This is a genomic window from Citrobacter sp. TBCP-5362 (genome assembly GCF_005406305.1).
In the GTDB taxonomy this organism is placed as follows: domain Bacteria; phylum Pseudomonadota; class Gammaproteobacteria; order Enterobacterales; family Enterobacteriaceae; genus Citrobacter_B; species Citrobacter_B koseri.
Genome location: NZ_CP040234.1, coordinates 1678524 through 1692306, shown reverse-complemented (window position 1 = coordinate 1692306; position 13783 = coordinate 1678524). Strand labels below are relative to the sequence as shown.

Sequence of the window (13783 nt, the reverse complement as noted above, 5' to 3'; positions counted from 1 at the left end):
CTCAATTATTTTGCTTCTTTATAAGTTACAAACATTTTCCCATTCACCAGGGAATTAAGAGCTGGCCAGCATGCAATTATTTTCACAAGAATAGCGAGCAATATGATCTGAATAATAAAACTTAATATGACATAGTATTCCATATGTGCAAAAGTTAATATATTTTTCGCTATGGCATTAATATAATAATTAAACCCCAATATAACTAAGGTATTTTTACCCAACCAAGAGATAAATTCCGAATTAATATAACCCGCAATATAATAGAGCAGATAACTTCCTGCTAAAGCAGAAGCAAGATTTATAAAAGCCCATACTCCATTCCCCACCTGTAATGCAGACATATCAACCTCAGTGGGAGTTAAATACGAAAATCCCAAAAGCAGTACAACAGAAATCATCGCATAATTAATATGTCTGGTTATGACAATACTTTGCAATATGTATCCAATTAAAAAATATGGCATAGCGATAAAAGCTATATTCACATTAAAAAAATGGAAAATATCTACATTTTTCGCAATTAAATAAAAGGAAATTACAATCAAGGCAATAATATATTTATTTGAAGAGATTTTCATTATTAAATAAAACATAGCCTCAACTATAAACAGGCAATATAAAAACCAAATGGGAGTAACAAAGAAATTATTTGCTACTTTTGTTGCACCTGTTAATGTTCCATATAGTTTCATAAGGAAATCACTACCAGATATATTACTCATCAATAACATAGCAACAAACGGCAAGCCACAAATTACTCCAATCGTCCATGCAGGAATAATCAATCTATAAAATCGCTGGATGATAAATATCCAAGGTTTCAACTCCAGATTTTTAACATTTACCAGATAACCAGAAAGAATGAAAAAAGCAGGCATATGAAAACTATAAATAATCTTATGCCAAGATGGACTGAGGAAGGATACATGTCCTAACACAACCAACAATATCCCCAGTCCACGATATATATCTATATCCGTACGTCGAGTCATTGAATACTCTCGCTGCTTATATTTTATTTTAGGAAATGCCTAACCAAGAGTGCACTTCCTTTTTTTATTAAATTTTCACCTTCAATATTTACAACCTTTCTGTATCCAACTTTAATATTTCTTTTATTATGTTCAATCCATACATTAAATAATCTTTCTGCCATGAATCCCAAAATTCTTTTTTGATAAGAATCATAACCAGAGAAATCAATCTGTTTATTCACTTCGTCTAATAGAGGGAAAAGCCACTGGCAATACTGATTGACCACATCGGCCTTACCTACGAACATATTATACAGACTTATTTTCCGACCATGCATAACCGTATCGAAGGCTTGATTATAATCAGGATACATAGCCTCCACGATAGAGCGTAATATATTCAAATCACCTTCTGAATGAGCTCGGCAGTAATGATTTTTTATATTCGTAACATAGTAATTACGTTTACGAGCGACAATTAAATCATATTTATTTAGGTCAAAATCATTACTAGAAGCAATGCCCTTACCATGGAGCGGTATAATATTATGAACGCCAGCGAAATAACGACGATAATGAACTAAACCAACAATATCTTCATCTGAATTTTTCCAGATCCAATATAATGCAGTCAATTCACAATATGATGGATTTAATTCTGATATATTATCTCCTTCATTATCACCGATAACACTTATACCTAAATCTGATGTACTATTCTTCTTACCTACATGGATAGGTTGATAACCTTCATCTACAGGAAAATCATATTGCTTATGTGTTGCGATATATATTCTAATCATGATATTACCAATTTTACTTCAAATAAAAATAATCAAGGATATTGATATCCAGTTTTCTTTTCACAAAATAGACAGCAATGACATTCTGTATAATCACAGAAAGAGCAACAGCGCAGGCAATTCCTTTTATGCCGAATCCCCCCCCCATGAAGTTAAGGTTGATAATCATCATAAATGCATTAAAGAAAATAATATTTCTAAATATTTTCTCATTACCTGTCATTGTTAATAAGAAAGCGACCGACCCTGTCAGGACATTAATTAACTGACCAATGCAAACTATTCTAAGTATGATAGATGCTTGAGTATATTCACGCCCAAAAATTGAAAGCACAAACTCAGGGAATAGTAAGAGAAACGCTACTCCTGGCAATGACAAAATAACGACAAGACGGGTGCTACTTCTTACCATTAATTTAAGCTCATCAAATTTCCCTTCAGTATACAGCTTGGAAAAATTTGGTGCAAAAACAACATTTAATGAAATAAGGAAGAAACTGATAACTAAACCAATCCGCAAGCAAACAGAGATAAGAGCAACGTCTTCACTTGAAATATAGTAGTTAGAGATGATAGGTGTAATCCATTGTATAATGGTATTACATATTAATATTAGCAAGAAAGATAGTAATGTTGTAATTATATATTTATATTTAAGCTTCTTCAAATAAACAACAGCATTTATATTAGTAAATATATATTTTTTCCACAAAACAGCACAAAAGATAAAACTAAGTATAATTGATAAAAATAAAAACCTTACTAAATTTAATGCATTAGCTTCCATATGCAGAACGGCACATACTAAAACAATAAACGAAAATATCAGCGGATAGGATATATTAATTATAATAACAGATAATAATGATCTCCCATTAGTCTGAAATATATATCCCGTATATTGGATCATGGAAAGAAGAGGGATGCTCGCACAAATATATAAAGCACCATAGACCTTTAATGACTCTCCGTAAGTCAGAAAAAGATATATAGCGCCTGATAACAGACATGATATAACTATAATTATTAATGCTCCAAACAATGCCAATGAACTTGCCTGGATATAATTTCTTGTGGCTATAAGTTGCGGTCGCATTCTAAGAATGGCATCACAAAACCCTGATGTACCGATAAGTCCCCACAACATAATAATAGAGAAGGAGGTGAAGAATATTCCGGCTTCATTTACATTGACCCAGCGAGTAACAAGTATATTCATCAAAAAACTAATGGATACACCAATTACTCTCGCTGCGATAACAGCAAACAATGCCTTAGTTTTTTTTCTAGTCATTAGATAAATCGAGTCACTAATTCAGATAACCAGTTATGTGATATAACCCCATAAAGCATAAAAATAATAACCATTAGTAATAATATTACCCTTCGTTGAGTTTTAACAAAAACGTGTTCTATACTCATAATATAAAAAGGGATTAAAAAAATATTTACTACAAACAAATATCTGATCGATGATTCTTTGGTGAAAAATAAGATGGCAGAGAAAACATATGCTAACAGAGCATATTCTAAAATAAGAGATGCACTTTTATTTTTTATTGTTTTATCCAATAAGAATAAAGGAATAAATACAAATATTGAAGAGTATAAAAACTTATATATATATATGGCGTGTTCATTATTTCGATCTGAATACTCAAATGCTCGAATTATTTTATTAGCAAACACACTTCCCGGGGGTAATGCTTTGAGCACAAAACCAACAATATATTCTGATGCCAAAGCAAAAATAAGTGATAGCAAAATAATTATATATTTTTTATGAAAATCAAGTCGTCTCCATATAGGCATAACCAAAAATATTAAAGCAGAGAAATGTAGACTGATAGCTATAATAATAGTGATAAAAGATTTAATCGATGCATTTCTTGATTGGTATGCTATTGATAAAAGAATAAAACTAAAACTGATAGCTTGTCGCATTCCTCCCATATAGAGATACATGAAACTTATCATACTTGTCAGACAAAAAGCAATTATAGTTGTCTGTACATATTCATTTGTTAGCTTCAGTATTGCTATAAAAGATAACCATGTTGTAATTAATATTGTTATTACAGGAAATAACTCAGATGGTATACCTATTGTTCGCAATATATAGACTAATAAAGTAAATCCTGGCTCAAACTTTCTGGAGGTATCACCCTCATAAAAAGGTATATAATAGTGAATAGAATCATATCCCCAACGATTAGCTATACCAAGATATAATCCAATAAGTGTTATGTTAATAGCCAATAAAAAAAAGGAAAACTTGCTTCTTTTTAAGAAAGATATTATAGAAACAAAAAAAATCTGTAAAACAGAGAATGCTGCAAAACCAATTGGTGAAAATATTACCTGCAGCATATTTTTTCTACCGCATTGTTGAGATCATAATAATTGCTATTTTTATAATTATCTTTAACCATATAGTTTTTAAATAAATAAGCTATATAAAGTTTCACTTCTTCCTGGGTAGCTTTATTATCGATGGCTTTAACTATTTCAGTTTTTAACGATTCTCGAGATGTTAGATTATTTACTATTTGAGGATAATATATATCACCAAGTGTTAATACAGCAGCACCTCTTACAGCAGCCTCAAGTCCTACAGTTGAGTTTATTACAATTACTAACGAAGAGTTATCGATTAAATGATCAATTGGAGTATTATTATCAATATGTACATTCACATTTTCATTAATTAACTTATACAGTGATTTATTATATCTCCCTTTATTCATTGGATGTTCACGAACAATAAGATCATATCCCTCAGGTAATGATTTAATAACTGAAGTTAACATATCATCAATTGATGAAAATAATTTACAATTTGAGATAATCTGGACATCATTTGGCACTTGTAACGCAACAAAAATATATTTCCCTTGTTTTTCTATATCAATCTTATTTGCTTTACTATTCTTTTTAAATGGCAGACGTCCTAATAAATAAGGAATAGACTCCCAAAAACCCTCCCCTGTATATAGCTCGACAGCACATACTTTCCTAAAAATAGATGGAGGGACACTTTGAAGGACATCTTTTATCTTTCGGAAATAAGAACCAATATTCTTTTCATAAAATTTCTTTTCACTGACAGATGTAATGCATTTATTATATAAATATTCTATTTCATCTTCATTTACATTATTCCGCATCATATCGAGACTAGCAGTAGTGATGCTCATATTACAATTGACGCCTTTCGGATCAAAAATCATCGTCCCATATGGGCCAGGTTCAAAATAGAATACTTGAACCTCTTTTAATTTTGCAAAATAGCCACCAATAGAAGAATATAAACGTTTATCTCCAATAAATACCACACTGTGGAAATCTTCCCATGGGAAATAATTCTCATAAAAATCCCAATATTTTCTAGAGATATCTAAAAAATATTTTTCTAATTCAGGGAAAAGAGAGACATGAAACTCATAAAAATGACGAGGTATTGTAATATTTTTTTCTGACTTATATTTACGAACATTTCCAGGTAAATCAATATATTCTAATGAGTTTTTGATGCAATAGTTAGTCGAAGAAGCATACATACACAACTGGACAGTATCTCTACCAGTCACCTCTTTTATCTGTTTTGATAGTTGATGTATATATCTTGAATTACTCTCATAAAAGGACATTATTGCTATTTTTTTCATTTCTACAAAAATCTTTTTTGATGACAAAATTAAAAATCGCGTCGAATTTTTGATATGCTGTCCACGCTACCGCCCTTGGCTCTACAGCTACCAATACACTGAGAAACAAGGATTCAAAAATCCATGTAATTAATACCCCAGTCAACCTCTTCTGAAATCAATCTCAACTTCCGTTTCCGTGTGAGACACAACCTCACGACAGTTGTTTGTGATTGCCCTAAGAAAGAGTTTGGCAGGGGTTGTTTGTTGATCATTTTACACTAAAGTGCAAAACAAAACGGCAATAAGCATCAACTTTCCACAGTCGAGCTTATTGTCGAGTGATAACTGTCTATGGTTCTAATGACAGTATCCTGGCTTAGCTTACTCGTTAAGCAACGCCTCAATTCCCTTCCGAAACTTCGCTCCTTCCTTCAGGTTGCGCAGCCCGTACTTAACGAACGCTTGCATATAGCCCATTTTCTTACCGCAATCGTAGCTATCGCCTGTCATCAGCATGGCGTCAACAGACTGTTTTTTCGCCAGTTCTGCAATTGCATCCGTCAACTGGATGCGGCCCCAGGCGCCGGGTTCTGTTCTTTCCAGTTCTGCCCAGATATCTGCCGACAACACATAGCGACCTACCGCCATCAGATCTGAGTCCAGCGTCTGCGGTTGATCCGGCTTTTCAATAAACTCAACAATACGGCTGACTTTCCCCTCATTATCCAGAGGTTCTTTGGTCTGGATAACGGAATACTCTGAAAGGTCGCCTTTCATGCGTTTTGCCAGCACCTGGCTGCGTCCCGTTTCGTTGAAACGCGCTACCATTGCCGCAAGATTATAGCGAAGCGGATCGGCCGTCGCGTCATCAATGATGATATCAGGCAGCACCACCACAAACGGGTTGTCGCCAATCACAGGACGTGCGCATAAAATGGAATGCCCCAGACCCAGCGGTTGAGCCTGGCGAACGTTCATAATCGTCACGCCTGGTGGGCAAATGGACTGCACTTCCGCCAACAACTGACGTTTCACGCGTTGCTCCAGAAGTGACTCTAATTCGTAGGAGGTGTCGAAGTGGTTCTCTACCGCATTTTTGGAAGCGTGAGTAACCAGAACGATTTCTTTGATCCCAGCAGCAACAATTTCGTCAACAATGTACTGTACCATCGGTTTGTCAACAATCGGCAGCATCTCTTTGGGGATTGCCTTGGTGGCAGGCAACATGTGCATACCCAGACCAGCTACCGGAATAACTGCTTTCAAATTAATCATTATTTCATCCACCTATAAAATGGTTGCTGAATTATAGCTCTTTAGCATGTTTTAGCCAGCATGAATTACATTATGGCGTTGGATGTGATGGTACGCCGCTTATCCGCAGATTGCAGTAGCCATAATCTTAAGTATGAGTAACTTTCGCCAGGAATGGTCGCAAAACTACCTCCCCCGCTCCGGCAACCTGAAATTGACCGCTTCCACATTCACCACCTTGTGGTTAATCCTGTCGATATCGACCGAGCTCTGCCCCTTCTCATTGACTGCATGAACGTTCGCCAGCGACAGCAAAGTGTCCTGTTTCGCCATAAACTTGCCGCGTATATCTTTACGCAGATCAAAGTGCATCTTCAGCGCGGGCCCTGTCGCAGACTCCTGCATTACCTTGATATTACGCAGGAAAAGATGCTGCGGCTGGTTGTGTAGTTCAAGCGTAGCGCGCTTCATATCCAGATTGGTGATCGCCACAAAGGAGGTCGCATTCCCTGAAGAGATCTGAATGCCGCGCAGTTTATAGTCCAGGCGAGTGTTATCAAGATGAATATCATTTAATTTGAAGTTTTGCGGAATGGATAAATATTTGCCTTTGACGACGCCATAGCCAATAAGCATCCCCGCACAATTCACCATATCGATATTATCAATCACGAAATTATCACACCCATAAATTGCTACCGTCGCATTATCAATGCCCGCTTTCTTACTGAAATCAGGCGTGATATTCCGCGCTTTTACATTACGAATGATAAAGTGTTTTCCGTTCTCCACATGAACCAGTTGTCGGCAATCCGATCCGGTAATATTGGCCACGACAAAGTTCTTTACGGTTTGTTCTTCCGGGTAGGCATTATCGTAGGTGCTGCCCGCTAGCCCGATGCCAATCCCCCAATTGATTTTCCCGTTGGTGCAGTCGATGCGTTCTATAACATGGTCAGAGATCAGAATGTTACGATCGTTAATCGCCACGTTCCATTCGATGGCATCCCCTTGCAGATCGCTGAATCGGCTGTTGGTGATGCGCGCGCCGTCCACCTGGTTGTGGAATCCCTGGCGCAGAATGGCGTAATTTGCATGGCTGACCGTAATATCATCAATGGTGAGATTACGCATCACTCGCGGCTTTTTGCCGCCAATGTAGATCTGGGTAACGGGGCCGAACCCGCTCATGGCAATCCCCCTGATGGTGCAATCTGAACCGCGCACATCCAGGGTGATATTGTGCAGGCTGCCGCCCTGCTCCCCTGTTACCTGGCAGCCATCCTGCAACACAAACCGACCGCGACCATTGCCGCTTAAGCGCCCACGCACATGCAGCGTTTTTCCTGCCGGGATAAAGATGCCGGTATTGACGTTCTCGCAGACCAGCCCCGCAGGAACAACAACCGTCTGCGCTTCGCTAAACGCCTGTTTAAACGAGGCTATCCAGTCTCGGGGGTTATAATCCTGAATATTGACGGTTTGCCGGGGTTCAAGCGCGCGGGCAAAGGGGGAATGGAGGACAGGAAGTGCGGCAAGCGCAGAGCCTGCCGTCAGGAAGGTGCGACGGGAGAGTTTATTCTCTGGCATACAACCTCGGTTTACATCGTTTGCAGCAGGCTGGCTAACTGTTGATTAATCACCTGCTGATTAAAATCAGCCTCAACTTTTTCACGGGCGCGTTGTACCACAGGCCGCAACGACTCGGTGTCAATGCGACTGAATGCCGCCAGTTGCTCCGCCAACGCCTCAGCATCATTTTCAGGCACCAGCCAGCCCGACTTGCCGGCATCCACCAGTTCAGGAATTCCGCTGTGAACGGTTGAAACCACCGGCAGCCCGACTGCCATCGCTTCCATCAGCGCCACCGGAATACCTTCCATATCGCCATCCGTACCGGTGATGGACGGCAGCAGAAACACATCCGCGTCATCCAGCATCTTTTTCACTTCATGGCTGGGCTTAAAGCCGGGCATCTCAATCACATCATCAAGCTGGTACTGCTCAATCAATGTGCGCAGGCGTCTCTCCCACGGCCCCATGCCCAGGATGCGATAACGGAACGCCACCCCCTGCGCTTTGAGCTGTCGGCAGGCCTCAATCGCTACGTGCAGTCCTTTCTTCTCGGTTAATCGCGCCACGGAGATAATCTCCAGCGGCGTACCCGGCGCTTTTACCGGACGGTGAGTAAAGCGCGTCATATCGACGCCCATCCGCGAGACCGCAATTTTCTCGGGCGGGCACCCCATCGTTTTAAGGCGTCCCGCCCATAATTCACTGATGGGCAGCATGAGATCGCCACGCTGGAACAGGCGTTGATATTCAGGCGTATAGTGATTGAGCACATCGCGGTGCGATACATCAATACCGTGAAAAACGGTGGAGATTTTGCCTTTGATCACGCCAAGTTCCCGCAACTTCGCCGCCGTTACGCCCGCCGGGCCAAAATGGGCGATAAAAACATCCGCCTGGAATATTTTTGGCGTCAGCCCGCAGATTGCGGACAGAATCAGGTTGCGCGCTTCATCACCGTAACGCGAAACATTCAGCGCCTTCCAGGTCGATGCGCGCGTACCGCCACGCAAAGACGCAATGGCGCGATAGCGCAGCTTCGCCAGCTTGCCTTCCGGCTCATCCAGCAGCCAGTGCGTTTTTTCACCCAGGCGGTAGGTGTCATACGCCGCATGCGTGTTCTCAAGGTCGCCTTTATGCAACGCGACAATTTCCACCTCAAACCCCATATCGATAAACGCGGTGATCTGGTTCAGCACGAAGGTCTCTGACGACAGTGGGAACTTCAGTAAAAAGAAGCTGACCTTCATTTCCCCTCCCCGATACGGGTTAACACTGACTGCACCATGCGAAAGCCCTGTTCACGCTCGCGGTTTACGGCGTCCGCCAGTCGCGCGTTGAGCGCGGGCAACTGCCCCAGCGTATCGGCCACCATCGCTTCCAGGCTGCCGTCCAGCAAATGACGAATGTCGATCGCCATTTCAGGCAATCCCAGCTGTTGCATAATTCCGGCAGATTTGTGCTCATAATTAATGGCAATCGCAGGGGTCGCAAAATTCATGGAAATAATGGCGGAATGCAGACGCGTGCCCACCGTCAGCTCACAGGCGCCGAGGATTTTACCCATTTCAAGATCGTTGAGTTCGTCCATTACCACATGGTAACGATCCGGATCGCTGACGTGCTGGCGCAGGTTTAACGCCACCATGCGATCGTCTTTGTTATAGCTGTCGATACCGGTACAGGTTGACAGCGCAATAACCTGATAGCCTTCCTCAAGGATACGGTTCACCACGCCAGCAAACGCCTTCTCGTAAGCCTGTTGGGTGGTTCCCAGACGCTTATCGAATGGCGCCAGTTCACGCAGCGTAATCGCAACCGTCTTTTGCTTTCCGGCAAGGGCTAACCAGTGCTGAACGGCATAGCCCGGTTCAAAATCATCATTGTGATGATCAACCAGCCAGGCGGTATCGACCCCCGCTTCAACTTTCGTCGTGGTGATATCGCTACGCTTCATCAGCTCCAGACTGACTGATTCACGCAGAATCAACGCATCACAATGACCAAAGACATAATTCGCCAGCGTGTTGAACTGCTCGTCCTGGAAGGGGCCGACGCTGTGACCAATCATATACAGCGGCTTCTTCGCCATAAAAGTACACAACGCATGTTCAAACTGTGGCACACCGTACAGATCGACGAAAAACGAGCCCCCGACCTGGATAATGGCGTCATAACCGGATAACAGACGCACGAAGTCGGTAAACCCTTGCGCAATGGCAATATTGCGCAGCTTGCCGGTATCGGTGACGCGGGAGAGCAGTACCTGATGCTGATAGCGGCGACGCAGCACTTTTTTCACGCGCCCCATCACGCCCGCCGCATTATTGTGCTGTTTCATCTGCGAATAGAGCGGATCGCCCATCACCGGGCGATTCAATAACCAGGATGAGCTCACCGGATAGCGACTCATCACATCCACTTCTGCGTCAGGCTCAAGACGGTTAATGGCATCCAGCAGGCCGCGCAAAATTGCGCTGTCGCCACGGTTGCCGCAGGTGTGGTTGCCCAGGATCAGTAATTTCATATTTGCCCCTTAAAATCGTTGCCGGCTGGCGGCTGTCGCCTTATCCGGCCTACAGCAAAATCAATTCATAGGCCGGATACGACGCGTAAACGTCGCCATCCAGCAAAAGTTATCCTGCGCGAAGCAGTGTTTTCATTTTTTCGCTACGGCAAAACTGGCGCTTCATCTCCACCACCAGCGGATGGCGCGAAAGCACAATCATCACGGCGAAGGCCAGCGCGCCCGCCACGATTTGCGTTGCCAGCAGTACGCTCAGCGGCAGATGTCCATTCAGCGCAATCCCCAACCCATAGCTCACCGCCAGGGTAGGTAAAGAGAGATAAAACGGTAGCCACAGGCTAAGGATGTACTGGCGGTAGCTCGACCCCAGCACCGGTTTAATCATGACAAAATAGCTCAGAACGGTATTGATGATCTGCACCAGCAGGAAGCCCAGCGTCACGCCTGTCGCCCCCGCCAGATGGCCGCCAACGATAATTGCCGGAATGAACAGAAAGGTTTTGAACACATTGAATTTGAAGCTGATATCGACGCGCGCTTTCGCCATCAGCAACGAACCAATCGGGTTGCCGACAGAGCGCAACAGCCCCACCACGCACAGCAGTTGCAGCACCGGAATGATGCTGTTCCACTTCTCGCCAAAAACCAGCGGTACAAAATTATTCGATACCACCATCAGACCGAGCAACGCGGGAAAATTAATAATCCCCACGACCGACAGCAGCTTGTAGAAATTGACGCGCAGCTTCTCCGTATCATCCTGAATTTTGGCGAACGCCGGGAACAATACGCGGGTAATGATCGGGTTAAGCTTCATTGGCGGAACCACCGCCACGTTATAAGCAAGGTTATATCCCCCGGCGACGCTCGCGCCGAGAATACGCGCCAGCACCAGCGTCGACAGGTTAGTATTGACGTAATTGATGATGCTGTCCGCCGTCAGCCATGCGCCAAAGCGCAGGTTCGACGAAACAGACGCCAGCGAAAAATGCAGGCCGGGGCGGTAGATCTTCCGGCCAAAATAGCCGAACAGCAGCGTACGGACGGCGCTGTTGACCAGATAGCCGAGGATAGCCGTCATTGCCAGCGGCCAGAAATGGGCGCTGACCACGGTAAAGGTGAACCCTGCCAGCACCGAGCTGGTCTCGATCATGCCTATTTTGTTAAATTCCAGCTCCTTTTGCATCAACGCGCGAAACTGTTGCCCGTGAGGGATCACCACAAACGCCAGCGACAGGGTTTTAATCAGCGGCGCCAGATCGGGGTTATGCAGCACGTTGCCGATCACGTCGCTAAGCAAAAACACCACGACGCACACCGCCAGCCCTAAGCCAACGTTCAGCCAGTACAGGGTGGTGAGCTCGAGGTGGCTTATCGTTTTACGCTGGATAATGGAGTTGGCAATACCGAAGTCCGACAGCGTATCGGCGAGGGCGATAATCACCAGCGACACGGTCAGCAGACCAAACTGGTGATTATCAATAATCCGCGCCAGCACGGTCATCTGAATCAGTCCCAGCCCGATAATGATAACCGTAGCGATCGCCGACCACTTCGCCCCACTGATGGTTTTTTCTCGTAAGCTCATGATCGTTCCTCAGTACGCCGCTTTATTCACAAAGCCTTTGAACACCGTCAGAAAAACAATCTTGATGTCAAACCACACGCTCCACTCGCGGATGTACTCCAGATCAAACTCCACGCGCTTTTCCATTTTCTCCAGCGTGTCGGTCTCGCCGCGCCAGCCGTTGATCTGCGCCCACCCCGTAATGCCGGGTTTGACTTTATGGCGCAGCATGTAGCCTTCGATAAGCTGGCGATACTGCTCGTTATGCGCCACCGCGTGCGGGCGCGGCCCGACGATAGACATGCCGCCGGTCAGAACGTTGATAAACTGCGGCAGTTCATCAAGCGAGGTACGGCGCAGAAAATTCCCCACGCGGGTTACACGCGGGTCATTTTGCGTCGCCTGCGTCACCACTTTGTCGTTTTCCATCACCTTCATGGAGCGGAATTTCCACACTTTGATCGGCTTACCGTCCATGCCATAACGGGTCTGACGGAAAATGATCGGCCCTGGCGAACTGAATTTGACCGCCAGCGCAATGCAACACAGCACCGGAGAGATCAGCAGCAGAATCAGCGACGCCAGCACGATATCTTCCGCGCGTTTCAGCAGACGATTGACCCCTGACAGCGGCGTGTCATACAGCGGCACGACCGGCACGCCGCTTACCTCTTCAATACGCGAGTGCAGAATATTGAAGGTAAAAACATCCGGGATGAGGATTACCGAGCAGGTAGTGTCCGCCAGAGCGCGCACCAGTTTTTTTACCTGCGCCCCATCACTCATCGACATGGCGATATAGACGTTATGAATGCGTGAGGCTTTAGCATCCTCAACCAGTTGTTGCAGATTTCCGGCCCAGTCAGAAGAGACGCCGCCCGGTTTCGGATCGTAGTAAACGCCGACCACTTCAAAACCCAACCACGGCTCCTTGCGGAAGCTGTCCAGCAGCGACTGACCGGCAGGAAGATCTCCCGCCACCGCCACCCGGCGCGTGTTGTACCCACGGTTACGCAGCCATCCGGCTCCGTAGCGAATGAACGAGCGGCAGACCACCAGACCCACGCTGGAGAGCGCATACCACGCCAGCCAGACGGTAAGACGGTTATCGAAGTCGTTATTGAAGGCAATCAGGCCCGCGCTGAAGACCAGACTCAGCGTCCAGTTTTGCAGCAGTAGCGCCAGTTCCGTCGAAATCTTCACGCCGCGCCAGGAACGGTAAAAATCAGTTATGCCGCCCAGCATCTGAAAAACCACCAGCGTGATCAGCGCCACCAACAGATGCATATACAGGAAAGGCAATCCGCTCAGCTTGCAGACAACCCATAACCCGCCAAACATGATGGTGATATCCGAAAAGCGTTGCACCATAGAGATTAACGATGCATTGGTTTTGGCTCGCTCGCGCTTTTTTAGATTTGTCATCGTTGTTC

The 13783-nt window shown here is 44.2% G+C and carries 11 protein-coding genes; all 11 read right to left on the bottom strand.

Annotated elements, in window-relative coordinates; all coding sequences use genetic code 11:
- Window positions 1–5: 5 nt before the first annotated feature.
- The gene (locus FD428_RS08075) at window positions 6–995 is read right to left on the bottom strand and encodes an acyltransferase family protein (protein ID WP_047462633.1); all 990 of its coding nucleotides are present in this window, start codon (window positions 993–995) and stop codon (window positions 6–8) included.
- 23 nt (window positions 996–1018) lie between these two features.
- Entirely contained in the window at window positions 1019–1780 is a 762-nt protein-coding gene (locus FD428_RS08070; RefSeq protein WP_012131727.1) for a DUF4422 domain-containing protein, read from the bottom strand.
- Between the two features lie 13 nt (window positions 1781–1793).
- On the bottom strand, window positions 1794–3074 hold the full coding sequence (locus FD428_RS08065) for an MATE family efflux transporter (protein ID WP_012131726.1): 1281 nt from the start codon (window positions 3072–3074) through the stop codon (window positions 1794–1796).
- Window positions 3074–4150 (bottom strand): EpsG family protein, encoded by a 1077-nt coding sequence (locus FD428_RS08060; RefSeq protein WP_114848190.1) that lies wholly within the window; start codon window positions 4148–4150, stop codon window positions 3074–3076. The genes FD428_RS08065 and FD428_RS08060 overlap by 1 nt, the downstream gene beginning before the upstream one ends.
- Window positions 4138–5448: a hypothetical protein gene (locus FD428_RS08055; protein ID WP_012131722.1), complete on the bottom strand. Its 1311-nt coding sequence runs from the start codon at window positions 5446–5448 to the stop codon at window positions 4138–4140. The genes FD428_RS08060 and FD428_RS08055 overlap by 13 nt, the downstream gene beginning before the upstream one ends.
- 363 nt (window positions 5449–5811) lie before the next feature.
- On the bottom strand, window positions 5812–6705 hold the full coding sequence (gene galF, locus FD428_RS08050; protein ID WP_012131721.1) for a UTP--glucose-1-phosphate uridylyltransferase GalF: 894 nt from the start codon (window positions 6703–6705) through the stop codon (window positions 5812–5814).
- A gap of 165 nt (window positions 6706–6870) precedes the next feature.
- Entirely contained in the window at window positions 6871–8274 is a 1404-nt protein-coding gene (wcaM, locus tag FD428_RS08045) for a colanic acid biosynthesis protein WcaM (RefSeq protein WP_114848191.1), read from the bottom strand.
- 11 nt (window positions 8275–8285) lie between these two features.
- A complete protein-coding gene (gene wcaL, locus FD428_RS08040; protein WP_114848192.1) occupies window positions 8286–9506 on the bottom strand; it encodes a colanic acid biosynthesis glycosyltransferase WcaL in 1221 nt (406 codons plus the stop codon).
- Window positions 9503–10783, bottom strand: coding sequence for a colanic acid biosynthesis pyruvyl transferase WcaK (gene wcaK / locus FD428_RS08035; RefSeq protein WP_012131717.1), 1281 nt, complete (start codon window positions 10781–10783; stop codon window positions 9503–9505). The genes wcaL and wcaK overlap by 4 nt, the downstream gene beginning before the upstream one ends.
- A gap of 109 nt (window positions 10784–10892) precedes the next feature.
- On the bottom strand, window positions 10893–12371 hold the full coding sequence (gene wzxC, locus FD428_RS08030; protein ID WP_110494065.1) for a colanic acid undecaprenyl disphosphate flippase WzxC: 1479 nt from the start codon (window positions 12369–12371) through the stop codon (window positions 10893–10895).
- Window positions 12372–12380: 9 nt separating this feature from the next.
- Window positions 12381–13775, bottom strand: a complete 1395-nt coding sequence (gene wcaJ, locus FD428_RS08025) for an undecaprenyl-phosphate glucose phosphotransferase (protein ID WP_114848193.1) — start codon at window positions 13773–13775, stop codon at window positions 12381–12383.
- Between the last annotated feature and the right edge of the window lie 8 nt (window positions 13776–13783).

Bases quoted from the DNA above. Each gene is read 5' to 3' on its own strand.
- FD428_RS08075 (WP_047462633.1), bottom strand. From the start codon at position 995: ATGACTCGACGTACGGATATAGATATATATCGTGGACTGGGGATATTG.
- FD428_RS08070 (WP_012131727.1), bottom strand. From the start codon at position 1,780: ATGATTAGAATATATATCGCAACACATAAGCAATATGATTTTCCTGTA.
- FD428_RS08065 (WP_012131726.1), bottom strand. From the start codon at position 3,074: ATGACTAGAAAAAAAACTAAGGCATTGTTTGCTGTTATCGCAGCGAGA.
- FD428_RS08060 (WP_114848190.1), bottom strand. From the start codon at position 4,150: ATGCTGCAGGTAATATTTTCACCAATTGGTTTTGCAGCATTCTCTGTT.
- FD428_RS08055 (WP_012131722.1), bottom strand. From the start codon at position 5,448: ATGAAAAAAATAGCAATAATGTCCTTTTATGAGAGTAATTCAAGATAT.
- galF (WP_012131721.1), bottom strand. From the start codon at position 6,705: ATGATTAATTTGAAAGCAGTTATTCCGGTAGCTGGTCTGGGTATGCAC.
- wcaM (WP_114848191.1), bottom strand. From the start codon at position 8,274: ATGCCAGAGAATAAACTCTCCCGTCGCACCTTCCTGACGGCAGGCTCT.
- wcaL (WP_114848192.1), bottom strand. From the start codon at position 9,506: ATGAAGGTCAGCTTCTTTTTACTGAAGTTCCCACTGTCGTCAGAGACC.
- wcaK (WP_012131717.1), bottom strand. From the start codon at position 10,783: ATGAAATTACTGATCCTGGGCAACCACACCTGCGGCAACCGTGGCGAC.
- wzxC (WP_110494065.1), bottom strand. From the start codon at position 12,371: ATGAGCTTACGAGAAAAAACCATCAGTGGGGCGAAGTGGTCGGCGATC.
- wcaJ (WP_114848193.1), bottom strand. From the start codon at position 13,775: ATGACAAATCTAAAAAAGCGCGAGCGAGCCAAAACCAATGCATCGTTA.